Below are 24,386 nucleotides of genomic sequence, written 5' to 3'. Positions count from 1 at the left end.
GTGATGACAGTGAACGCAAACGAACAAGGCATCCAAGCGATGCAGCAAGGTGAATTTGAACAAGCGGCCAAACATTTCAACGACGCCATCGAGGCGAACCCGACGGACCCGACCGGTTACGTCAACATGGGCACACTGCTTCAAGCGATCGGTGACCATGAACGGGCGGTCGTCTTTTACGACAAGGCGCTCGAACTCGACAATGCGTTCGGTGCGGCCCATTACGCGAAAGGCGCGCTCGCCTATGAGCTCGAACAAGTCGACTTGGCCGAAGCGTCGCTTCGACAAGCGCTTCTTTCCGGCATAAATGATGCAGACTTGCACTTCATGCTCGGTTTGACGTACAAGGCGATGGGCGACTTCGTCCGCGCGTTGCCGCGACTTCGTGAAGCGAAAACGCAAGCGCCGGAAGACGTCGAGATCACGTTCCAATACGGGCTCGCGCTCGCGCAAAACGAGCAGCTCGACTTGGCGGTCGACGCACTCGAGGACACGCTCGACTTGGATGCGTCTCATACGGACGCCCGCTACAACTTGGCGATCGCCTATGCGTTCCTCGGTGAGCAGGACAAGACGTACGCCGAACTCGAGCGCGTACTCGAACTGCAACCGGACCATGAGCTCGCGCGTGACGCGAAAGCGAAAATGGACGCCTTGCTCGGTAACTGAATGAACGTAAACAAGCGCCCCTGCGATTCGCAGGGGCGCTTTCTGTTAGTCCCAGTAATGAAAAATAACATTGCCGATTGTCTTCGGGTTCCAATATTCGATCTGCATGCGATCCACCTCGCTTAAAAACGGCTGAAGCGACAAATCGAATCGTTCATTAAGTTCCGCCGCTGACGGAATCTGGTAAGTGTCAGGAAACAAGTCGGTCAGCTCGGGTACATCGATGTACTCGTATTGAAACGGTTCAAGTTTAGAGATGCCGATGACCGGATAAAGGTGGCTGAGTAAGACATAGATGGTCCGTTCGCCAATTCTGATATTAGCTTGTTCATAGTTCGGCGTGACCCCGTCCCCGAGAATAAAGAAACAGGTGCCGCCTTTCTGGCTCGCGAAGTCGAGGCAGATGTTTTCGAACGTCTCGATATCCGACCCGGGTGCGGGGCAGTCGCTGTAAGAGAATCCGGTGATGCATTCAGGGAGAATGAGCGTCATAGAGCACAACCTTTACCATTTTCTCTCATCTTATCATGCGGCTCGTTCAGCTTCCATCGCATTCATAACTGTTTCGTCGTGATCTTCACCGGCTTGCCGGCAAACTCGCCGTACGCCTCGTCCATATTTTTCGTATACAGTTCGATGACGTTCTTGCTCGGGTCCTTAAAATAGACCGAGCGCTCTTTGCCGTTGACCGTCTCATCCTCGTCCCACGTCCGCAACTTCGTCGGGATCGTTGACGCCTCGAGCACTTCTAACGCTTGATCGAACGATTCCATCGGCACGAAAAAGGCACAATGGACGTGGGCGCCGCCTTCGTCATACAGCGTGTCCCATGCGGTCACTTGTTGCTGACGGTTTTCTTCCTCGTCTGGAGTGAAGTCACGCTTCAGCCAAAGACCGAGGCGTGTGTTGCCGCCGACGTACAGCCATGTCGCCCAAGGTTCGTTCGCTTGTTCTTGCGACGCGCTCGGTTCGGCGTCATCCCCGACCCATTGCTCGACGACCGGCAGACCGAGCTTACCGTGCCAAAAATCGACGGCCTCCGTCATATCGGTCACTTCTAATACGAGTTCACATAGTCCACTGATTGGTAGCCGCTTCGTCATAATTGTTTCCTCCTTCATGGTTTCACTTCGACAGTTCCCCCTTTGATTCAGCAAAAAACGTGCATAGCTTGTTTCATGTTCGGGGAAAAGAAGGGGAACGCTAGAAAGGGGAGACATCATGCGCATACTTAGTCTATTCAGTGTCGTCGTATTTTTCATTGTCGAATGGTTCATGCTCGGACGTTTATTTACAGCGGTCGATGACCGGCTTGCCAGCGGGGAGTGGACGAACAACGTGCTGTACCGGGTCGTCGTCGAGTCCGAGCGGGCGACGTCGACGCTTTTGTTATTGTTTGTGACGTTCCTCGTCATCGGGATCCTCATGCATTGGCTATTGTCATCAAACCGGTCGTGGACCAAGACGCTCGGGACGGTCGGGGTGGCGTGGGTCGTCCCAGCACTGCTCGCGCTCACCGCCTGGTTCATCTCGAACCCGTACGTTCAACTCATCATCATCGTCTTGCAACTCTCGTTCATCCCGCTCATCCCGTTCGTCGGACAGACGGTACGGCTCGGTCACGTCGTTCTCAACTGGGGTGTCCACGTAGCGGCCGCCGGGCTCGTCTTCTTCATTCAACGACCGTCACTCGAGCAGCTGTTCCGCATCGAGCGGACCGAGCTATTTGATCGGCTCGAAGGATACGTCAACTCAGGTGAACTCGAACGGTTCGAGCGGTTGCTAGAGACCGTCGACTTGGAACAACTCGAACGCATCTTAAATCGGGTCGATATCGACCAATTGATTCGGCTGCTCGAGCGGCTTAACCTCGATCAACTCGAGCAAATCTTGAATCTATTCAGTTAGTCCATTTGTTCTACCGTTCGAACTCGGGCTATAATGGGGAATGGAAAACTAGCTGGAGGTGGCTCGAATGATAGCAGCACCTTACGAGTTGACAGGAAAAGTCATCCGCGTCCTGTTTCAATCGGAAGAAGAAGCGCACACCATTGCGCTCGTACGTATAAAAGAGAAAAATTTTGAGACAGACGAGACCGAAATGGTCATCGCCGGCGTCGGTGTCGGCATTGAGAAAGGCGAGACGTACAAAGCGCACGGCCGTCTCGTCGACCATCCACGGTTTGGCAAACAGATGAAAGCGGATTGGATCCGCCGCGTCGTCCCGATGACGAAGCGGGCCGCTGTCCGTTTTTTGACGAACGGATCGTTCCCAGGGATCGGCCAAAAGACGGCACAAAAAATCGCGGACACGCTCGGTGACGATTGTATCGACCAGATCGTCAAGCATCCCGATGTCTTATCGAAAATCGAAGGGTTGAAAGAAAAACAAGCCCGCGTCATCACCGAGCGGTTGAACGTCTTATACGGGGTCGACCAGCTGTTGCTGTTTTTAGCCCCGTTCGACGTGACCCCGCGACTCGCTTCGAAGATTCATAAGGAGTATGAAGGACGGGCTATGGAGACGATTGAAAAGAATCCATACGCGCTCATGTATGACGTGCAAGGTATCGGCTTCAAGACGGCCGACGCCATCGCCGCTCACTTCGGGATTCAAGGCATCCATCCGGAGCGGATCGCGGCGGCGGTATTGTATGTGCTCGAACTCGAGCAAGGGAACGGACACTTGTTCGTCACGGCCGATCAACTCGCGAGTGAGATGCCGCGTATCATCGGCGGCGACCCGGGCGAGGCACTCAACGGCGCGCTCGAGACGCTCGTCAAGGATGAACGGATCATCGTCGAGGACGGTGTCGTCTATCATCCACGCATCTACCGGGCTGAACGAAAAGCAGCCGAAGAACTGGCCAGGATCATGTCGACATCGACGACGGAAGACGTCGATATGACGACGATCTTCGACGCGGTCGGCCGGGTCGAGGAGATGTTCTCGATCGAGTACGCCAAGCAACAGCGCGAAGCGATCGAGCTCGCTTTGAAGTCCCCGCTCATGGTGCTCACCGGCGGACCGGGAACAGGGAAGACGACTGTCGTCCGCGGCATCATCCACGCCCTCAGCGACGTGTTCGATTGGAAACTCGAGCCGGTACCGAACCAACCGTTCCCGTTCGTCCTCGCCGCACCGACCGGCCGCGCCGCCAAGCGGCTCAGTGAATCGACCGGGCTACCGGCCTCGACGATTCACCGGTTGCTCAAGTTCGACGGCAGCTCATTCCAAGTCGATGACACGAACCCGCTCGTCGGCAAAGTGTTAATCGTTGACGAGGCCTCGATGATCGATATCTTCTTGTTCCGCAGCCTGCTGCGGGCCGTGCCGAACGGGATGAAGATCTTGTTCGTCGGTGACCGTGATCAACTCCCGTCGGTCGGACCGGGACAAGTGCTCGCCGACTTGATGGCGACCGGCGGCATCCCTGTCGTCCGGCTCGACGTCGTCCACCGGCAGGCGTCCGAGTCGAGCATCCTGCGTTTGGCGCACGCGCTCAACGCGAAACAAATGCCAGACGACTTGCTCGCGGCGTTGCCGGACCGCCGGTTTTATACGGCGAACCAAGAGACGGCGCTGCAGGCGATCTGTCAGATGGCCGGCGCCGCACTGCGAAAAGGCTATTCGCCGTTCGATATCCAAGTGCTCGCCCCGACGTATCGCGGGGTATGCGGCATCGATGGGTTGAACGAGGCGCTCCAAAACGTGTTCAATCCGAAGTCGGCGGCAAGGGAAGTAAAACACGGCAATCGGACGTACCGGAGCGGCGACAAAGTGCTCCAACTCGTCAACAACGCCGAAGAGAACGTCTATAACGGTGACATCGGCGAGATCACGAACATCTTCTTCGCCAAAGAGAACGTCGACAAAGTCGATAAGATTTACATCCGCTTCGACCAGACCGAGGTCGAATACAACCGCAGCGAATGGGACCAGTTCACCCACGCCTATGCGATCACGATCCATAAGTCGCAAGGCTCCGAGTTTCCGATCGTACTCATGCCCGTCTTCTTCAACGGCGGCTTCCGCTCGTCGCGCAACTTGATCTATACGGCCGTCACGCGGGCGAAGAAGAGTTTGCTCTTGTTCGGCGACGTCCGGGCGCTCGAGGCGGCGACGCGGGAAGAAGAGCCGGTGCGGCGGACAAAACTCGTCGAACGGCTTGGCGGCAAGTCTTGACGTCTGGTTTCTGACATGTGATAATGACCAATAGAAAACTGAAACGATTAAAGACGATGAAGGAAATGAGTAAGTCGTAACCGCCTCACCAGAGACATCTTCCTAGGCTGTGAGAAGATGGGGGTCGGTCGACCGAAGCTAGTCTGGAGTCCCCACTCACCCTGGGCGTCTCATCCGCGTTATCGGATGTTTCGAGGCACGGTAAATCCGTGCGAACGAGGGTGGTACCACGAAGCGATGCTTTCGTCCCTTTCCACAGGGACGGGCATCGCTTTTTTTTCGTTTCGTTCAGAATAAGGAGGAATTGTTGATGAAACCGCTCAAACCATTAACTGGCGCCGAGATTCGCCAAATGTATTTAGATTTCTTTAAGTCAAAAGGACACGCGGTCGAGCCGAGTGCCTCACTCGTACCGGTCGAGGACCCGACACTTCTTTGGATCAACTCAGGCGTCGCGACGCTTAAAAAATATTTTGACGGCCGCGTCATTCCGGCAAACCCGCGTATCGTCAACGCCCAGAAGTCGATTCGGACGAACGATATCGAAAACGTCGGGAAGACGGCGCGTCACCATACGTTCTTCGAGATGCTCGGGAACTTCTCGGTCGGTGAATATTTCCGCGAAGACGCCATCAAATGGGGTTGGGAACTACTCACGAGCGACGACTGGTACGGGCTTGACCCGGACTTTTTGTCGGTAACGATTCACCCGGATGACGAGGAAGCGAAACAAATTTGGCTCGAGTTAGGTGTTCCTGCTGACCGGATCATCCCGCTCAAAGAAAACTTCTGGGAGATCGGCGAAGGCCCGTCTGGCCCGAATACGGAAATCTTCTTCGATCGCGGCCCGGCGTTCGGTGACGACCCGACTGACCCGGAACTTTATCCAGGCGGCGAAAACGAGCGTTACCTTGAAATTTGGAACATCGTCTTCAGCCAGTTCAACCATGACGGTCACGGTAACTACACCGAGCTCCCGCGTAAAAACATTGATACAGGGATGGGACTCGAGCGAATGGCGAGTGTGCTTCAAGACGTGCCGACGAACTTCGACACCGACTTGTTCATGCCGATCATTCGCGAGACAGAAAAAATCAGCGGTGAGACGTATCGGGCTAACAACAGTAAAGACGTTGCGTTCAAAGTCATCGCCGACCACATCCGGACCGTATCGTTCGCGATCGGGGACGGGGCACTCCCATCAAACGAAGGCCGCGGCTACGTGTTGCGCCGTCTGCTCCGTCGTGCCGTCCGTTACGCGAAGATGCTTGGGATCGAGCGTCCGTTCATGTTTGAACTCGTCGACGTCGTCGGCGACATCATGGTCGACTTCTATCCAGAAGTGAGTGAGAAAAAGGACTTCATCAAAAAAGTCATCAAGAACGAAGAGGAGCGCTTCCACGAGACGCTTCACGACGGCCTTGCGATCTTGAACGAAGTCGCGAAAGCACAAAAAGCAACTGGATCGAACGTGATCAGTGGAGAAGACGCGTTCCGTCTATATGACACGTACGGTTTCCCGCTCGAGTTGACGATCGAATACGCAGAAGACCACAAGTTGACGGTTGATGAGGATGGATTCAAGCAAGCGATGAACGCACAACGTGAACGGGCCCGTACGGCACGTGCTGACGTCGAGTCGATGCAAATTCAATCCGGTGTCCTCGCTGACATCACGCTCCCGTCATCATTCGTCGGGTACACGGATCTTGAGTCTGAAGCGAAAATCGTTAGCTTGATTCATAACGGCGAGCTTGCGGACGTTGTCGCGGCAGGAGAAGAGGCGCAAGTCATCCTTGACCACACGCCGTTCTACGCCGAGAGTGGCGGTCAGGTCGGCGACAAAGGCCGAATCGTCGGAACGGACTTCGTCTTGCGCGTCACGGGTGTATCGAAAGCACCGAACGGTCAAAACTTGCATACGGTCGTCGTCGATTCAGGGATCGCCAAGGCTGAGGTCGCGGTGACGGCTACGGTCGATAAAGACGAGCGCCAAGCGATCATCAAGAACCATACGGCGACGCACTTGTTGCACCGCGCTTTGAAAGATACGCTCGGTGAGCACGTCAATCAAGCCGGATCCCTCGTGACACCGGACCGTCTCCGCTTCGACTTCTCGCACTTCGGTCAAGTGACAGCGGATGAACTCCAGTCGATCGAACGTCAAGTGAACGAGAAGATTTGGGCATCAATCGGTGTCGATATCGAAGAGATGAACATCGCCGACGCGAAAGCGAAGGGAGCGATGGCGCTGTTCGGAGAGAAGTACGGGGACGTCGTCCGCGTCGTCGCGGCCGGTGATTACTCGGTCGAGCTATGCGGAGGTTGCCACGTCGCCAACACGGCTGAAATCGGTTTGTTCAAAATTTTGTCTGAGTCAGGTATCGGGGCCGGGACTCGCCGGATCGAGGCAGTCACAGGCGCTGGCGCGTATGAAGTCATGAACCAACATATCGAGACGCTTGAAGCGGCTGCGAAACTGTTGAAGACGAAACCGTTCGAAGTGCCTACTCGCGTCCAAGCGCTTCAAGTTGAAATGAAAGAGACGGAACGCGCGACCGAGTCGTTGAAAGCCAAACTTGCGAACATCGAGGCGTCAACGCTCACGGATTCGATCGAGACGTACGGCGACGTCCAATTGATCGCCAAACGTGTCGACGGACAGGATATGGATGCGCTCCGGGGCATGGTCGACGAGTTGAAAGGAAAACTTGGATCAGCCGTCATCATTCTCGGATCAGCGAACGGTGACAAGGTCAACCTGGTCGCAGGTGTGACGAAAGACTTGAACGACCGCGGTTTCCACGCCGGGAAATTGATTAAAGAAGTCGCGACTCGTTGCGGTGGAGGCGGCGGCGGCCGTCCTGATATGGCGCAAGCCGGAGGTCGTGATGCGACAAAACTGGACGAAGCATTGAAGTTTGCTTCACATTACGTTCAATCACTGGCATAATAGAATGTGAAGTGCAAACGGAAAGAGGTGGATTCTTGTGAGCCAAATGGATCGCACGATGCAATTCAATTTTCCAGAAGATGATAATCGAGCCAATACTCGAGAGACACTGATCACGGTGTATCAAGCACTCGAGGAAAAAGGCTACCAACCGATCAATCAAATCGTCGGATACTTGTTGTCAGGTGACCCTGCCTACATTCCGCGTCATAACGATGCGCGAAACTTGATTCGCAAAATTGAGCGAGATGAACTGCTCGAAGAGTTGGTCAAATCGTATTTGAACGATCGGAAAGAGGACTAATATGAAGCGAGTTATGGGGCTTGATGTCGGTTCGAAGACGATTGGGGTCGCAGTGAGCGATCTCATGGGTTGGACGGCGCAAGGTGTGGAGACGGTCTATTGGACGGAACCCGACTTTGAACAGGCTGTTCGTTTGCTTCGACCGATTATCGAGCAGTACGATGTGAAAGAAGTCGTCGTTGGTCTTCCGAAGAACATGAACGCAACGATCGGTCCTCGGGGTGAGGCGTCACAGGCGTTTGCCGCCGCCCTCACCGAGGCGACCGGTTTGCCGACTGTTCTCGTCGACGAACGTTTAACGACGATGCAAGCGGAGCGGATGCTCATTTCAGCAGACGTCAGCCGTAAAAAGAGAAAGGCCGTCATCGATAAGATGGCAGCCGTCATGATTTTACAAAATTACCTGGATCGTCCAGGGAAATAAGGAGGAACTACGCATGGCAGAAATCCGTCGTGAAGAAGAAATGTACCGTATTCCAGATGAAAATGGAGACGAGCATTTATTTGCAGAAATTTTCCGTATGACGAGCGACCGTTCGAAAAAGACGTTTGTCGTCCTCGAACCAGTCGGTAACCCGGAAACAGAAGATGAAGATACAATCGAAGTTTACGCGTTTGAAATCGAAGAACTTGAAGATGGTGAGTTCATCTTGAAACTCGTCGAAGATGATGATGACTTTGAAGAAGTGATGGAAGCGTTCGACATCGTCAACGACGAAGTCGGATTAGACTAATAAATGGACGGGCGGCTAGGGTAAACCCTCGTCGCCCATCTTCATACAGAAGAACAGGGGAGAACACGCATGAACCATCCATCGATGCCTGATGAGAAGCGTGCGCGTAGCCGGATCGTTCGACGCATCACGGTTATTATCCTTGCTGTCTTTCTTCTTGTCATCGCCACGGGCGCCGCTGTCTCGTATGCATTCGTAAAGCGGTCACTTGAGCCGATCGATCCCGCTTCGTCCGAAACGGTCGAAGTCGAGGTTCCGCTCGGTGCAGGCTCAGGTTATATTGGCGAACTACTCGAAGAGAATGGACTTGTGAGGAGTAGCACGATTTTCCGTTTATACACACGGTTTAAAAATGAGTCATCGTTCCAGGCGGGGACGTATACGCTGTCTCCGTCACAGTCACTTGACGAGTTGATCGCCACGCTGAAAACAGGTAAAGTGATCGTCGTACCTGACATCAAACTCGTCATTCCAGAAGGATTCACAATCGATCAAGTCATCGCGCGGCTCGCCAACGTGGCTGAAATTCCGAAAGAAGAGATTTCGGCACAGCTGAGCGATCAGGAATATATCCGTTCACTCGTCGCCGAACACGAGATGTTGACCGAAGAAGTGTTAGCAGAAGGGATTTATCACCCGCTCGAAGGCTACTTGTTCCCGGCCACGTATGAGTTCGACAAAGGTGTCACGCTCACACAAATCATCGATGAGATGCTCAAGCCGACCGAACAGCTATATCTCGAGTATGCTGATACTGTCGAGGCGTCAGGACGTACGTTCCACGAGACGCTCGCCCTCGCTTCCGTCGTCGAAAAAGAAGCGGTATCGACAGAAGACCGTCAAGAGATTGCCGGCGTGTTTGAGAACCGGCTTGCGGACGGGATGAAGTTGCAGTCCGACCCGACCGTTTGGTACGGAACGGGTGAGACGTCAATTTTCACGTCGTTCAATGATTTGCAAAACGATTCACTGTATAACACGTACCGTTACCCTGGGATCCCGATTGGTCCGATTGCCTCGGTCAGTCGTGATGCGTTCGTAGCGACGCTCAACCCGAACGATACAGACAACGTTTATTTCTACGCACGGCCGCCTCGCGAAGGTTTCCCGAGCGGAGAAGTTCTGTTTGAAGTGACATATGAGGCACATCAACAGAACGTCAACACGTATCGCCCCGAATGGGAAGCGTTCGAAGAAGCGAACAACTGATAGATATGCGACCGGAGGCCTTGGCTTCCGGTCGTTTGAATGAATAGAGAGTAAGAGGTGTAAGACGTGGAACATTCATCCTATGAAGGATACGTGGAGGACTTGATTTTAAACCGGTCACCGCTCTTAGCGGAGATGGAAGAGTTTGCGCGCGTTCATCACGTGCCGATCATGGACTTGACCGGCTCAGAGGTGTTATTATCGTTGCTTGCGATGCAACGGCCGCAGCGTATACTTGAAGTCGGGACGGCGATCGGATACAGTGCGATCCGCATGGCTGAGCTGTTGCCAGAGGCCGAGATCGTCACAATCGAACGCAACGCACGTCGTTACGAGGAAGCGCTCGGCTTTATCAGACGGTCGGACGTCTCGGACCGGATCACCGTCATTCACGGCGATGCGGTCGAACTGATTGGGTCGATCGAAGGACCGTTTGATGCGGTTTTCATCGATGCAGCCAAAGGCCAATATCAAAAATTCTTTGATGGGTATGGCGCTTTAGTACCAATTGGTGGTACTATTTACAGCGATAATTTGTTTTTGAGAGGAGACGTCCTGCTCGAAGACGTGTCAGTTCTTGACCGTCGGAGACGCCGGCTCGTCCGTCTCGTAAAACAGTTTACTGAGCAATTGATGGCACGGACCGATTATCACACCGCGATTTTGCCTCTCGGTGATGGCCTAGCAATCAGTCGTAAATTACGATGAGGAGGATTTAACTTTGATGCAACATAAACCCGTCATTATCGGCGTGGCCGGTGGGACTGGATCTGGAAAGACGACCGTCGCCCGTGCACTCGTGGATGCGTTCAAAGGACAATCGGTCGTCATGATCGAGCAAGATGCCTACTATAAAGACCAGTCAGAAATGACGATGGAAGAGCGATATAAGACGAACTATGACCACCCGTTCGCATTCGACAACGATTTGTTGATCGAACAGATCAAGCAGTTGCAAAATCATCAAGCGATCGAGAAGCCGGTTTACGATTATGCGGCCCATACACGTTCGGACGAGACGATTTTGATCCAACCGGTCGACGTCGTCATCGTCGAAGGGATTTTAGCACTCGAGGACGACCGTCTTCGTGAGTTGATGGATATTAAAGTGTTCGTCGACACAGACGCCGACGTCCGGATTTTACGCCGGATGCAACGCGATCTTAACGAGCGGGGACGCTCGATCGATTCGGTCGTCGCCCAATATACGAACGTCGTCCGTCCGATGCACTTGCAATTTTGCGAGCCGACGAAGCGTTACGCGGACATCATCGTCCCTGAAGGCGGCGAGAATTTTGTCGCCATCGATCTGCTCGTGACGAAGATCCGCTGGGTGCTCACGGAACGCAATCGGGCCTACTAAAATAAATCGTTTTCAATTCTGATTTGCTGTAATATACTAGGAGACAATGAAGGAGTGACGGATATGGCTGAAAAGCAACATTACATGACGTTAGAAGGACAAGACAAGATTGAACATGAATTGAATGAACTGAAGACAGTACGCCGTAAAGAAGTCGTTGAAAGTATTAAGATTGCCCGTGACTTCGGAGACTTGTCTGAGAACGCTGAGTACGATGCAGCGAAAGAAGAGCAGGCTATGGTCGAAGGACGCATCGCACAACTTGAAGAGATGCTTCGTAACGCCGTCATCATCAAAGACGATGGTGCGGACAATTCAATGGTCGCGATCGGGAAAACGGTGACGTTCTTCATTCAAGCAGACAATGAAGACGAAACATATACAATCGTCGGTAGTGCCGAGGCTGACCCGTTCACCGGGAAAATCTCGAACGAATCACCGATCGCGAAAGCGCTTCTCGGTCGTACCGTCGGAGACGTCGTGAACGTGCAGACACCTGGTGGCGACATGGTCGTCGAAATTAAAGAAATCAAATAATGACTAAAAGAGCGGCATCCAATTGGAGGTCGCTCTCTTTCTGAGGAGGCTATCACATGAAAATCGGAATCATCGGGGCGATGGAAGAAGAAGTGAACTTGCTTCGTAACGAATTGACAGAACGGACGGATACTGAGATTGCGAACTATCACTTCTATGAAGGATACCTTGGCAACGTCCAGGTCGTCATCTTAAAGTCGGGGATCGGAAAAGTGAACGCGGCCATCGGGACGACGCTCTTGCTCGACAAGTTCAAACCAGACGTCGTCATCAACACCGGTTCTGCCGGGGGCTTCAAGAAAGGGATGAAAGTCGGAGACGTCGTCGTCTCGACGGAAGTCCGCCACCACGATGTCGACGTGACAGCGTTCGGCTATGAGTACGGCCAAGTCCCGGGCATGCCTGCTGCGTATAAAGCGGACGCGCACTTGATGGACGTCTGTAAGGAAGTCATTGAGAGCTTGCACGATGTGAACGTCCACACCGGGCTGATCGTCACAGGGGACTCGTTCATCAACGATTCAAAACGAGTCGCGGAAATTTTAGGACACTTTGATGGTGTCGCAGCCGTTGAAATGGAAGCGGCCCCGATCGCCCAGACGTGCCACCAGTTCGGGGTGCCGTTCGTCGTCACACGTTCAATCTCAGACAGCGCCGACGAAGAGGCGAACTTGTCGTTCGATGAATTTTTAGAGACGGCATCGATCAACTCGGCGAAAATGGTCATGGCGGTCACGAAACGGCTCGGACAAAGTGAATAATTCGAGAGGGATGCGTTGACATCCCTTTTTCATTCCCTTATATTAGTACCAGATACTAAGAATAGGGGTTATAGCTATGAACATTGGAATCATCGGCATCGGTTCATTCCTTCCGGATAACCGGGTCACGAACGTCGATTTGGAAAAACGTATGGATACGAGCGACGAATGGATTCGGACCCGGACCGGGATCGAGGCGCGTCATTTGGCCGATGCGGACATGTCGGTAGCGGACATGGCGACTCGGGCCGCTAAACGAGCGCTTGCGAGCGCAGGGGTTGTAATCGAGGATATCGACGCGATCGTCTGCGCGACGGCGACGGCACCATCATTCCCGGCGACAGCTTGTCTCGTCCAAGCGAACTTAGGCGCGAAACGTGCCGTCGCATTTGACGTCAGCGCCGCCTGCAGCGGCTTCATCTTCGCGATGGATACGGCGAAGAGCTTGATGCAGTCGAAAGGCTTTAAACGTACACTCGTCATCGGAGCCGAAAAGATGGGCAATTTGATCGATTGGGACGACCGCTCTACTGCCGTCTTGTTCGGTGATGGCGCAGGTGCCGTCATATTAGGGGAAGATGACGTCGCGGCAATCGATTCGATCGTTCTTGGGAGCGATGGTACGGGTGGGAAGTTCTTATATGAGAATGAAGATGGTAAAATTGTCATGAACGGGCGCGAAGTGTTCAAGTTCGCGGTCCGGAAAATGCCGGACATCGTGTTAGAGGCGCTTCATCAAGCCGGTAAAGACATTGCCGACATGGACGTCTTAGTCCCGCACCAAGCGAACCGCCGCATCATTGACGCGGCGATAGAGCGGTTAGGGCTCGATGAAGACAAAGTAGTCGTCACGATTCAAGACCATGCGAACACATCGGCCGCCTCGATTCCGCTCGCACTTGCTGAAGCGGTTAAAATCGGGAAGGTCACGGCCGGACAAACGGTCGTCATTGCCGGCTTTGGTGCCGGGCTCACTTGGGGAGCGAGCTGTCTCACATGGAATAACGCTAAAATCACGGAGGAGATTTGTTCATGAAACGAGTAGTCATTACAGGGTTAGGTGTCGTATCACCGTTAGGCAATGATGTCACAGAAATGTGGGGTCGGCTATTGAACGGGGACAATGCGGTCGATACGTTGACGAAGATTGATATTAGCCAGTACCCGGCAAAAGTCGGCGCTGAAGTCAGAGAATGGAATATCGAGCATTTGGTTGAGCCAAAAGAAGCTCGGAAGATGGACTCGTTCATCCAATACTCAATTTTAGCAGCGGACGCCGCACATCGGGATAGCGGTCTAGATGTGACAGCGATGGCGGACAAAGTCGGGACGTGGATCGGGAGCGGCATCGGCGGCGTCGAGACGATCGATAAACAAGCGAGCATCTTGCATGAACGCGGACCACGCCGAATCAGCCCGTTCTTCATTCCGATGATGATCCCGAACATGGCGAGCGGCCAAGTCTCGATCTACCTCGGGGCGAAAGGACCGAGCAACTGCTCGGTGACGGCTTGTGCTTCGGGCACGAACTCGATCGGCGAAGCGTTCCGGGTCATTCAACGCGGCGATGCGCTCGCGATGTTCGCAGGCGGGGCCGAAGCACCAATCACTCCGTTGTCGTTTTCAGGGTTCTGTGCCAATAAGGCGCTATCGACGAACCCGGATCCGGCGACGGCATGCCGTCCGTTCGATGCAAATCGTGACGGGTTCATCATGGGCGAAGGCGCAGGCGTCCTCGTTCTCGAAGAATATGAGCACGCGAAAGCGCGCGGTGCCAAAATGTATGCCGAAGTCGTCGGATACGGGATGAGCTCGGACGCCTACCATATCACGGCACCGTCACCGGAAGCGGAAGGCGGGTCGAAAGCGATGAGTGAAGCGATGCGTGACGCCGGAATCGCACCGGAAGACGTCCAGTACATTAACGCCCACGGGACGAGTACACCACTAAACGATATGTTAGAAACGAAAGCGATCCGCAATGTGTTCGGGGAACATGCTGATCAGCTCGCCGTCAACTCGTCGAAATCGATGATCGGGCATTTGCTCGGTGCTGCGGGCGGCGTCGAAGCGGTCATCACGGCGTTGTCGATTCATGAGGGTCAGATTCATCCGACGATCAACTGTGACGAACCGGCAGAAAACTGTGACCTTGATTATGTTCGAGAAGGAAAGCGGGAACTTGATATTCAGTACGCACTGAGCAATTCACTCGGCTTCGGGGGCCATAATGCGACACTCGCATTCGCAAAAGTGACAGACTGATTGTAGAAAAATAGGTTAAAAACGGGTAGGGTATAAGGGTTGGTCTAACAGAAGGGAGAATGCCGAATGAAACGTTTTATCATCGGTGCCGCCTTGTTGGGTTCAGTCCTTATACTTTTTTTGATCATTTGGAACGGACAACGCGAGCAGGCACGTGAACTAGTACCGCAAGAAGAACAAGTCGTGACGATCCACGGGGAGACGTTGCCGGAGCAGCCGAACACGTTACTCGCCATCGACCCGAGTTCCCAGACGATATTGTCTCATGTCTATGAGGGATTGTATCGCTTCGGGGCGGACGGTGAAATCGAGCCAGGTCTCGTCGAGAACTTGACCCGGTCAGAGGACGGAGCAACGTACACGTTCTCGCTAAAGCCGAGTCAGACGGTGGGCGGTAAGGCGGTGACCGCCGAGACGTTCGTCGACCATTTCAGAAAACTCGCGGATGACGATACGAACTCACCGTTTAGTTTCTTACTTGAAGATGTTAAAAATGGAAAAGAAATCAGTCTCGGAACAGCCGAGCCGGAGACGCTTGGTATCAAAGCGATCGATGCGCAGACACTCGAATTGACGCTCGAACGACCGATGGAAGGGTTCGAGGAGATTTTGGCAATGCCGGCGTTTCTTCCGCAAACAGCCATCGGGGCTTGGCCAGAACTCGATGCGAACGGACCGTTTCAAATCGAATCGATCGATGCGGCCCAAGTGACGCTGACGAAAAACGAATCTTATCACGACGCTGATAATGTGACGCTCGAGCGCATCATCATGTGGGCGGACGAAGCGCTCGGGACGGAAGCAACGGGCATTCACCCGCTTCCTTATGGGACGGAAGAAAGCGTGATCGACTCACTTGAAAGTGAAATCATCGATGTACCTCGGAGCGGTGTCTTCTATTTGAAATCGAACGTCGATGAATATCCGTTCGATGACCCTGACTTCCGCCGGTCGCTCGCGATTGCGCTCGATCGAGAGGCGTTCAAAGACACACTCGCCCGCGCCGAACAAACGACGGACCGGTTGCTCGTCACAGACGGCAGTGCGCAAGACGTCTCGTTTGAAGAAGATGCGTCTAGTTTGTTCGAGTCGGTCAAAGAGCGCTACGAAGAAGAAACGATTGACATCGAATTACTCAGCTTTGTCGATGAAGAAGCGAGACAAATCGCCGAGACGATTGAAACCGAACTTGAAAAACTTCCGGGGCTGTCTGTTTCCATCACTGAACTGCCGCTCGGTGACAAAGTTAGGAAAGAAGTCGCAGGTGACTATGCGCTGTCGCTGTCTGGTTGGCAACCGGATTATCCGGCGTTCAGTGCTTATTTGACTCAATTTGAAACAGGAAATTATTTGAATTCGAGTGGTTATAAAGACGAGACGTTCGATCGGCTGATGGAGGAGGCACGCTCGACTGAGGTACTCGAGGCGCGGAACGAAGCGTATCGTCAAGCCGAAAAACGCTTGTTGGAAGAGGCAGTCGTTATTCCAATCTACCAAGCTGGAAGAACTTACGCGGTCGATTCCACCTATGCGGAAATTGGATTTCCGGTCATCGGTCCTTCGTACGTCCTAACTTTTTCAAAAGTTTATAAAAAATGAGCTAAAAGCCCGTCTCCCTAGGCGGGCTTTTAGCCTATGGTAAAAATTTTTTAGAAAAATCAAAATAAATACTTTGCAAAATTATCAGAATATTGTATTATTGCATCAACGGGATTGTGGTAACAAATTTTGTAAAGTTAACTTTCAGAATTTTCTACCATCGTTCATTTCGTTAAAACGAAAATAATCAGGGGGTCATCGTAATGAATAAGAAAAAAGGTTTTGCATTAGCAACGTCGGTAACGCTTCTATCTAGCGCGTTCCTAGCAGCTTGCTCGGGTGGGGAAGAAGAAACAACGACAACAAACGGAGACGGAGGTTCAGAAGGTAGTGCAGATGAAGCGCAAGTCCTCAACTTGCTCGACAGTGCAGACATTCCTTCACTTAACCCAACTCTCGCGACTGACGCAGTATCGTTCAACGTCTTGAACAACGTTAACGAAGGTCTCTACCGTATGGACGAAGAAGACAACCCAACACCAGGGATGGCTGAGTCACACGAAGTTTCTGAAGACGGTAAAACGTACACGTTCAAAATCCGTGAAGGCGCAACTTGGTCTAACGGTGAGCCTGTAACGGCAAACGACTTCGAATACGCTTGGAAAGAAGTACTTAATCCGGACAACGGATCACAATATGCTTACGTCATGTCTGTCATCGAAGGCGCTGAAGCTTACAACACTGGCGAAGGCGAGCGTGACGCGGTCGGCGTTACAGCAACTGACGATCAGACACTTGAAGTTAAATTGACAGCACCAGCTGAATACTTCCTTGGTCTCACAAGCTTCGGCGTATTTATGCCTAAACTTGAAGCGTTCGACGCAGAACAAGGCGAGAACTTCGGTACGTCTGCAGAGACGACGCTCTACAACGGACCGTTCAAACTCGAAAGCTGGGAGCGCGAGCAAGGCTGGAAAATGGTCAAAAACGACGACTACTGGGATGCTGAAGCCGTCAAACTCGACGAAATCGACGTTAAAGTCGTTAAAGAAGTTTCAACGGGCGTCAACTTGTACGAAAACGGCGACGTTGACCGCACTGGTTTGACTTCTGAACTCGTTGCTCAATACCAAGACAGCGAAGAATTCTCGACTGTCGTTGAACCGACACTCTTCTACCTCCAGTTCAACACTGAAGTTGAAGCGTTCGACAACCAAAATATCCGTAACGCGATCGACCGTGCTTACGATAAAGCAGCAATCTCTGAAACGCTTCTCGCGAACGGTTCAGTACCTGCGAACTACCTCGTGCCGAAAGACTTCGTAACAGGCCCAGACGGTGCAGACTTCCGTGACGCTAACGGCGACATCGGTGGTTACAACGTTGAAGAAGCACAAAAACTTTGGGAAGCAGGACTTGAAGAGCTCGGGACAGATTCTGTCGAAATCGAACTCCTCAACTACGACTCAGAGTCTGCGAAGCAAATCGGTGAGTTCATCAAAGGTGAACTTGAGAAGAACCTTCCAGGCATGACGCTTACGATCAAGCAACAACCGTTCAACAACAAACTCGACCTCGAGAACAAAGGTGACTTTGAGCTTACATTCGCAGGCTGGGGACCTGACTACCAGGATCCAATGACGTTTGTTGACCTCTTCGTAACTGACGGACCATACAACCGTGGTAAGTGGTCGAACGAAGAATTCGATGCACTCATCGAATCTGCGAAAGCGAACACAGATGCTGAAGCACGTTGGAAAGAGCTTCAAGATGCAGAGAAAATCGTTCTTGAAGAGAACGCGATCTCGCCAGTTTACCAACGCGGATCAGCTCGTCTCACGAAGCCGTACGTTAAAGGAATCGTTGAACACGGGTTCGGCGCTGACTACTCGTACAAGTGGGCATTCATCGAAGGCAAAGAGCAATAAGCAACATTCACCAGAAAGAGACAGGGACGCCTGTTTCTTTCTTTTTTTGTGTTCTTCCATAAAGAAGCCGCCCAACGCATGCGTTGGGCGGCTCTGTCTTATTTTTTCACTTTGGCACGTTTTCGGCTTAAGCCCATCGCTTTCTCGATCTTGGCGAGGTTCTTGTTCGCGACTGCTTCGGCTTTCTCACGGCCGACATCAAGGATCGCATCAAGCTCTGACGAGTCGACGAGTTCGTGATAGCGCGCTTGAATCGGTTCGAGCATGGCGACGACCGCTTCGGCGACGTCTTGCTTGAACGTTCCGTAGTTCGAGTCTGCGTATTGAGTCACGAGATCTGTTATCGAAGTACCCGTCGACAACGAGTAAATCTCGAGCAAGTTCGAGATGCCCGGCTTATTCTCCCGGTCGAAGCTGATGACGCCGCTCGAGTCCGTGACGGCGCTCTTGATTTTTTTACGGATGACGTTCGGTTCGTCAAGCATCGAGATGAAGCCTTTAATGTTCGCGTCCGATTTCGACATCTTCTTCTCGGGGTTCGTCAAACTCATGATCCGAGCCCCTTCTTTTTGAATGAGCGGCTCAGGAATCTTGAACGTCTCATAATAGCGTTTGTTGAACCGTTCGGCCAAGTCGCGCGTCAGTTCGATATGTTGTTTTTGATCGTCACCGACCGGCACGAGCTCTGTCCCATAAAGTAGAATATCCGCCGCCATGAGTGTCGGATAGATGAACAGCCCGGCCCCGACGTTATCGCTACCTTGCGATTTATCTTTGTACTGCGTCATCCGACCGAGTTCGCCCATCCCAGCGATACACGTCAACATCCATCCGAGTTGGGCGTGCGCTTTTACTTCTGACTGGACGAAGATCGTTGCCTTCTCAGGGTCAAGTCCGCAGGCGAGATAGAGCGCCGCCAGCTTGCGGGTGTTGTCCATCAGCTCGACGCGGTCAAGTTGGACCGTGATCGAGTGAAGATCGACGATACAATAGTACGCGTCATGTTCTTCTTGAAGATCGACGAATTGTTTCATCGCCCCTAAGTAGTTACCGAGCGTCACGACGCCGGTCGGTTTAATGCCTGAAAATATCGTTGCCATGCCTACACCTCCATAAAATATAAAAAACCGCAGTTCTCCGCCCGAAAAATCGGGACGAATAACCGCGGTGCCACCCAAATTTGCATGAAATCATGCCACTTGATCGCGTTAACGGGCGTAACCGTCTCACCGTACTACCATTCAGGTGAGCCACTCTGAAGTCCATTCGCTTGAACGCTCTCCGTCTACTCGCAGCAACGTAGACTCTCTGGGGGAGAGGGAGTTCGAGGTACTTGTCTTCTTCCTTGTGTTTCCTATGTTCTGCATTTAGTTTAGCATATTGGTGGAAAAACAAAAAGGTCAAACGAGGGTGATGACGTATGACAGGATCACACTGCCAATCCCGACGTATACCCAACGCCAAGCCGACTGTTTACGGGCGGAACGTTCTTCTTTCATCTCGTCGTCGTCTTTTTCGTCTTCTTCATAATCGGAATCGATTTCCTTTAGTTTGGCGCGGCGATTTCGTTTAAACCCGTACATGATCCCGTCGAACAATCCTGAAGCGCTCATCTGTGAGAACATCCCGTACGCGAAGACGATCATGCCGGCGACGAACAAGCCGCCGCTCAAATGAAACGCGAACGATTCCGCACGGTAATACGACACATACGACCAAACCGTATAGGCAATTGTGACAATTCCCCAAATGATTAATATACTTCTAAAATTTTTCAATGTGACAAACTCCTTTCAACGTGACGACGTCAATTTGTCACGTTTGCTTATGGTTCTATGATACGCGTAGTCCCGCTATTATGGCGAGAAGGAAGTTTTTCAAATGACAGCGGTTTATTTCGTAGTTGACAGTTTGATTAAAAATTTTTTACAATAGCCCTAACGTTCTTTCGTCGGATACTTTATGTAATATTCAGAAAATTAAAGAAAAAGAGTAAGATGTTAGTCCGACGGAATGATAAGCTTCACGAGATTGGAAAGGGGACATCGCAATGAAGAAAAAATCGATTTTGCTAATGATGACACTCATCTTAGCGCTCGGTTCAGTGCTCGCCGCTTGCTCGACTGGCGGAGACTCTGACGGCGGTTCGTCTTCGAACGGAGAGAAAGTACTTCGTTTGACGGACACGTCTGACATTACTACAGCCGACCCGGCGCTCGCAACGGACGCAGTCGCGTTCAACTTGATCGCCAACACAATGGAAGGTCTTTACCGTCTTGATCAAGAAGGTAAAGCTGTTCCAGCCATCGCCGAAGGAGAGCCGGAATTGAACGAAGACGAAACTGTCTACACGTTCACGCTTCGTGACGCCGAATGGTCGAACGGTGAGCCGGTCACAGCGAATGACTTCGTTTACGCTTGGCAACGTGCCGTGGACCCAGAAACTGGTTCACAATATGCGTATATCATGAACACGGTAAAAAATGCCGAAGCGATCAACACGGGTGACCTTCCTAAAGAAGAACTTGGTGTGAAAGCAATCGATGAGAAAACGCTAGAAGTTACACTCGAGCGTCCGGACCCATCGTTCGTCTCACTCACATCGTTCGGTACGTTCACACCGATCAATGAAGCGTTCGCAACTGAGCAAGGAGCGGACTTCGCAAAAAACACAGAGAACCTTCTCTACAACGGTCCGTTCACATGGTCAGAGTGGGATCGTGAACAAGGCTATGTCTTGACGAAAAACGATACGTACTGGGATGCCGACAACGTCGCCCTCAACAAAGTCGACGTTCGCGTCGTCAAAGATACGTCAACGGTCGTCAACTTGTATGAAGCAGGCGATGTTGATTACGCAGGCCTCGCGTCTGAGCAAGTCGCTGCTTTCCAAGAAGACGAAGACTACAACACAGGACTTCGTTCAGCGGTCGGTTACTTCAAGTTCAATCATGAAGATGAAGTATTCGCTGATGTGAACGCACGTAAAGCAATCGCTCGTGCCGTTGACCCAGCCGGAATTGTCGACCAACTGTTGAACAACGGTTCGATCGCAACGACTTCGTTCATCCCGAAAGAATTCATCAAGTATGAAGACGGAACGGATTATACGGAAGGCGTCCAACACTTCGAGACAAACACTGACGAAGCAGCAACGCTTTGGGAAGAAGCAACTGGTGGCGAAGCGATCACAATCGAATTGCTTTCATTCGACAGTGAAGTTTCAAAACAAATCTCAGAGTACATGAAAGGCCAAATCGAGTCGAACTTGCCGAACGTAACGGTCAACATCTCGCAACAACCGTTCAACAACAAGCTCGAACGCGAAGCGAACGGGGACTACCAGATGTCATTCGCTCTTTGGGGACCTGACTATCAAGATCCGCTCACAAACCTTGGCATCTTCACGTCAGATAACGGTCAAAACGATATCAAGTACAAGTCAGCAGCATACGACAAGTTGATCGATGAAGCTTCGGCTGAAACAGCGATCGATGCCCGTTACGACAAATTCAAAGAAGCGGAAACGCTCTTGATCGAACAAGACCAAGCGATCATGCCGATCTATCAGGCCGGTGTCGCTTACTTGATCCGTCCGAACATCGAGAACTTCAACCGTCAACTTTTCGGTGCTGATTACCAGTACAAATACGTTGATATAAACTAAATAGGCGAGGGGACATGCGCAAGCATGTCCCCACTTTTCTAAAAAAAATATCGAATTCAGAGAAAATACTATTCAAATGTTTTGTTGGTAAAGTATAATGGAGTAACAGTGAAAATTCAGAATACTTCAGAAACTGAGAGTTTTTTGATTTTCATATGCTGTGCTAAGAGCCTTGAGATGACGTTTGACCTATTCTTTCAGAAAATTCCTTTCATTTTGTGAATTCAAGAAAAGGGAAATATGTCATAGTGACGCTGTTGGTGCAAGCATAGAAACAATTAGAAAAACAGGGGGTTTTTATTATGGGACGTTATATTCTTCAGCGGCTGGTTTACGGCCTCATCACGTTCTTCTTGATTGCGACGTTCACATTTTTCCTGATGGACCTGCTTCCAGGTTCACCGTATCAGAACCAGGAAAAATTGACGGACACGCAAATTCAGATCTTGAACGATCGTTACGGACTCAATGATCCACTTCCAGTTCGTTATGCGACTTACTTAGGGAACCTTGTCCAAGGAGACCTCGGCGTATCGTTCCGTACGGCCAACCGGCCAGTGACGGAGTTGATCATGGAACGAATCGGACCATCGGCCCAGTTAGGTATTCAGGCACTAGTGCTTGGTACGCTGACAGGACTATTGCTCGGGATCGTTGCAGCGATTCGCCATAACACGTACATCGATTATGGTTCAATGTTCGTGTCGGTAATCGGGATCTCTGTCCCGTCGTTCGTCTTTGCGGCCCTCCTTCAATACTACGTTGGGGTAAAATGGGGCGTATTGCCTGTCGCGTTCTGGGACTCGCCGGCGCATACGATCCTTCCGACCATCTCGTTGTCGCTCGGGGTCACCGCGTCGATCGCCCGTTTCGTACGGACCGAGATGCTAGAAGTGACCGGACAAGACTATGTCACGCTCGCGAAAGCGAAAGGATTAACCGGGAATGCAATCGTGTGGAAACATATGGTGCGTAACGCGATGATTCCAGCAATCACAATCCTTGGACCGATGACGGCTGCGCTACTCACAGGTACGTTCGTTATCGAGAAAATCTTTGCTGTTCCTGGACTTGGTGAATTGTTTGTAACGTCGATTACGTTGAATGATTATTCGGTCATCATGGGTACGACGCTCTTCTTCTCGGCTCTGTTCATTGTAATTATTTTACTTGTTGACTTGCTCTACGGAGTCGTTGACCCACGTATTCGTCTTGGGGGGGATAACTGATGATTGAAAATAAAAAAGATTTCGAGCAGTTCGACCAAGACATGTTCCAACGTGTCGAGATGAACGAACAGCTCGGTGAACGAATTGCCGGGAAAAGTTTGAACTTCTGGCAAGATGCATGGCTTCGTCTCAAGAAAAACAAAGCGGCCATCTTCTCGTTGTCTATCATTTTAATTTTAGTGTTGCTCGCGTTGTTCGGTCCGATGCTTTCAGCCCGTGACGCCTATGAACAAAATATCTCACAAGCGAAACTACCGCCTAAAGTCACAGGACTTGAGTGGGCCGGATTTGACGGCATGGCCAACCTCGGTGGGCGTGACATCAACTTCTATGAACAGAAAAACGTCGAAGAGAACTTCTGGTTCGGTACCGATTACCTCGGGCGTGATCTTTGGTCGCGCGTTTGGGAAGGGACTCGTATCTCGCTCTTCATCGGTTTGATGGCCGCAATCATCGATACGGTCATCGGTGTCGCTTACGGCGGCGTCTCGGCTTACTTCGGTGGCCGCATTGACAACATCATGCAACGGATCGTCGAGATTTTGACTGGCGTTCCTAACTTGATCTTGATCATCTTGTTCATCTTGATCTTTGACCCAGGTGTCTTCACCATTATCTTGGCGATGGCCATCACCGGCTGGATCGGGATGAGTCGACTCGTCCGCGGTCAGATTTTGAAACTGAAAAACCAAGAGTTTGTGTTGGCTGCCCGTACGCTCGGTGCTTCAAGTAACCGTTTGATTTTCAAACACTTGATCCCGAACACGCTCGGTGCGATCATCATCACACTCATGTTCACGATTCCATCTGCCATCTTCTTCGAGGCGTTCCTCAGCTTCATCGGGATCGGACTTCAACCGCCACAAGCGTCACTTGGTACGTTGATCAACGACGGATACAAAGAGCTACGGACGTTCCCGTACTTGCTCGTCATCCCGTCAATCATCATCGTCTTGCTCATGGTCAGCTTCAACTTGCTCGCCGATGGCTTGCGTGATGCGTTCGACCCGAAAATGCGTAAATAATTTAAACAGAGGGGGAC

At 51.8% G+C, this 24,386-nt stretch carries 23 protein-coding genes and 1 other annotated feature; of the genes, 19 read left to right on the top strand and 4 right to left on the bottom strand.

Features of this window, described 5'->3' with window-relative positions:
* Window positions 1-3: 3 nt before the first annotated feature.
* Window positions 4-669: a tetratricopeptide repeat protein gene (locus tag BJU60_RS04455; protein WP_174545508.1), complete on the top strand. Its 666-nt coding sequence runs from the start codon at window positions 4-6 to the stop codon at window positions 667-669.
* Window positions 670-714: 45 nt separating this feature from the next.
* Here BJU60_RS04455 and BJU60_RS04450 read toward each other — a convergent pair whose 3' ends face one another.
* A complete protein-coding gene (locus BJU60_RS04450; RefSeq protein WP_070327654.1) occupies window positions 715-1,161 on the bottom strand; it encodes a hypothetical protein in 447 nt (148 codons plus the stop codon).
* Between the two features lie 62 nt (window positions 1,162-1,223).
* Window positions 1,224-1,772, bottom strand: a complete 549-nt coding sequence (locus tag BJU60_RS04445) for a VOC family protein (protein WP_254281636.1) — start codon at window positions 1,770-1,772, stop codon at window positions 1,224-1,226.
* Window positions 1,773-1,890: 118 nt separating this feature from the next.
* On the opposite strand from BJU60_RS04445, the gene BJU60_RS04440 reads away from it, so the two are divergent.
* The 15 genes from BJU60_RS04440 to BJU60_RS04370 all read left to right on the top strand — a co-directional run bounded on the left by BJU60_RS04440 (window position 1,891) and on the right by BJU60_RS04370 (window position 18,448).
* On the top strand, window positions 1,891-2,577 hold the full coding sequence (locus BJU60_RS04440) for a hypothetical protein (RefSeq protein WP_070327652.1): 687 nt from the start codon (window positions 1,891-1,893) through the stop codon (window positions 2,575-2,577).
* A 67-nt stretch (window positions 2,578-2,644) separates the two neighbouring features.
* On the top strand, window positions 2,645-4,855 hold the full coding sequence (gene recD2 / locus BJU60_RS04435) for an SF1B family DNA helicase RecD2 (RefSeq protein ID WP_070327651.1): 2,211 nt from the start codon (window positions 2,645-2,647) through the stop codon (window positions 4,853-4,855).
* A 310-nt stretch (window positions 4,856-5,165) separates the two neighbouring features.
* Window positions 5,166-7,808: an alanine--tRNA ligase gene (alaS, locus tag BJU60_RS04430; protein WP_070327650.1), complete on the top strand. Its 2,643-nt coding sequence runs from the start codon at window positions 5,166-5,168 to the stop codon at window positions 7,806-7,808.
* Window positions 7,809-7,845: 37 nt separating this feature from the next.
* On the top strand, window positions 7,846-8,112 hold the full coding sequence (locus tag BJU60_RS04425) for an IreB family regulatory phosphoprotein (RefSeq protein WP_035386073.1): 267 nt from the start codon (window positions 7,846-7,848) through the stop codon (window positions 8,110-8,112).
* Window position 8,113: 1 nt separating this feature from the next.
* Entirely contained in the window at window positions 8,114-8,536 is a 423-nt protein-coding gene (ruvX, locus tag BJU60_RS04420; protein ID WP_070327649.1) for a Holliday junction resolvase RuvX, read from the top strand.
* Window positions 8,537-8,549: 13 nt separating this feature from the next.
* A complete protein-coding gene (locus tag BJU60_RS04415) occupies window positions 8,550-8,846 on the top strand; it encodes a DUF1292 domain-containing protein (RefSeq protein WP_024369916.1) in 297 nt (98 codons plus the stop codon).
* Between the two features lie 69 nt (window positions 8,847-8,915).
* Entirely contained in the window at window positions 8,916-10,055 is a 1,140-nt protein-coding gene (gene mltG, locus BJU60_RS04410) for an endolytic transglycosylase MltG (protein WP_083273980.1), read from the top strand.
* 66 nt (window positions 10,056-10,121) lie between these two features.
* The gene (locus BJU60_RS04405; RefSeq protein WP_070327648.1) at window positions 10,122-10,763 is read left to right on the top strand and encodes an O-methyltransferase; all 642 of its coding nucleotides are present in this window, start codon (window positions 10,122-10,124) and stop codon (window positions 10,761-10,763) included.
* A gap of 16 nt (window positions 10,764-10,779) precedes the next feature.
* Window positions 10,780-11,418, top strand: coding sequence for a uridine kinase (gene udk, locus BJU60_RS04400; protein ID WP_070327647.1), 639 nt, complete (start codon window positions 10,780-10,782; stop codon window positions 11,416-11,418).
* A 63-nt stretch (window positions 11,419-11,481) separates the two neighbouring features.
* Window positions 11,482-11,955, top strand: a complete 474-nt coding sequence (greA, locus tag BJU60_RS04395; RefSeq protein ID WP_070327646.1) for a transcription elongation factor GreA — start codon at window positions 11,482-11,484, stop codon at window positions 11,953-11,955.
* 56 nt (window positions 11,956-12,011) lie between these two features.
* Window positions 12,012-12,716 (top strand): 5'-methylthioadenosine/S-adenosylhomocysteine nucleosidase, encoded by a 705-nt coding sequence (gene mtnN, locus BJU60_RS04390; RefSeq protein WP_070327645.1) that lies wholly within the window; start codon window positions 12,012-12,014, stop codon window positions 12,714-12,716.
* 76 nt (window positions 12,717-12,792) lie between these two features.
* Window positions 12,793-13,752, top strand: coding sequence for a beta-ketoacyl-ACP synthase III (locus tag BJU60_RS04385; RefSeq protein ID WP_070327644.1), 960 nt, complete (start codon window positions 12,793-12,795; stop codon window positions 13,750-13,752).
* Window positions 13,749-14,981, top strand: coding sequence for a beta-ketoacyl-ACP synthase II (fabF, locus tag BJU60_RS04380; protein WP_070327643.1), 1,233 nt, complete (start codon window positions 13,749-13,751; stop codon window positions 14,979-14,981). Before BJU60_RS04385 ends, fabF begins: the two co-directional genes overlap by 4 nt.
* A gap of 66 nt (window positions 14,982-15,047) precedes the next feature.
* A complete protein-coding gene (locus BJU60_RS04375; protein ID WP_070327642.1) occupies window positions 15,048-16,580 on the top strand; it encodes a peptide ABC transporter substrate-binding protein in 1,533 nt (510 codons plus the stop codon).
* Window positions 16,581-16,783: 203 nt separating this feature from the next.
* Window positions 16,784-18,448 carry a peptide ABC transporter substrate-binding protein gene (locus BJU60_RS04370; protein WP_070327641.1) on the top strand — a complete coding sequence of 555 codons (1,665 nt, stop codon included), beginning with the start codon at window positions 16,784-16,786 and terminating at the stop codon, window positions 18,446-18,448.
* 98 nt (window positions 18,449-18,546) lie between these two features.
* Here the strand turns inward: BJU60_RS04370 and trpS are convergent, their stop codons facing one another.
* Together trpS and BJU60_RS04360 are read right to left on the bottom strand one after the other, a co-directional pair.
* Complete coding sequence (gene trpS, locus BJU60_RS04365) at window positions 18,547-19,548, bottom strand: tryptophan--tRNA ligase (protein ID WP_070327640.1); 1,002 nt, start codon at window positions 19,546-19,548, stop codon at window positions 18,547-18,549.
* Window positions 19,549-19,595: 47 nt separating this feature from the next.
* Window positions 19,596-19,803, bottom strand: a binding site (T-box leader).
* A gap of 45 nt (window positions 19,804-19,848) precedes the next feature.
* Window positions 19,849-20,226: a DUF3899 domain-containing protein gene (locus BJU60_RS04360; RefSeq protein ID WP_070327639.1), complete on the bottom strand. Its 378-nt coding sequence runs from the start codon at window positions 20,224-20,226 to the stop codon at window positions 19,849-19,851.
* Window positions 20,227-20,498: 272 nt separating this feature from the next.
* On the opposite strand from BJU60_RS04360, the gene BJU60_RS04355 reads away from it, so the two are divergent.
* The 3 genes from BJU60_RS04355 to opp3C all read left to right on the top strand — a co-directional run bounded on the left by BJU60_RS04355 (window position 20,499) and on the right by opp3C (window position 24,369).
* A complete protein-coding gene (locus BJU60_RS04355; RefSeq protein WP_070327638.1) occupies window positions 20,499-22,115 on the top strand; it encodes a peptide ABC transporter substrate-binding protein in 1,617 nt (538 codons plus the stop codon).
* A 302-nt stretch (window positions 22,116-22,417) separates the two neighbouring features.
* The gene (opp3b, locus tag BJU60_RS04350; protein WP_070327637.1) at window positions 22,418-23,344 is read left to right on the top strand and encodes an oligopeptide ABC transporter permease; all 927 of its coding nucleotides are present in this window, start codon (window positions 22,418-22,420) and stop codon (window positions 23,342-23,344) included.
* The gene (opp3C, locus tag BJU60_RS04345; protein WP_070327636.1) at window positions 23,344-24,369 is read left to right on the top strand and encodes an oligopeptide ABC transporter permease; all 1,026 of its coding nucleotides are present in this window, start codon (window positions 23,344-23,346) and stop codon (window positions 24,367-24,369) included. Before opp3b ends, opp3C begins: the two co-directional genes overlap by 1 nt.
* Window positions 24,370-24,386: the final 17 nt, after the last annotated feature.

This window comes from Exiguobacterium aurantiacum (assembly GCF_001766415.1).
GTDB classification, from domain to species: domain Bacteria; phylum Bacillota; class Bacilli; order Exiguobacteriales; family Exiguobacteriaceae; genus Exiguobacterium; species Exiguobacterium aurantiacum_A.
This window is presented reverse-complemented; position numbering and strand designations above follow the sequence as displayed.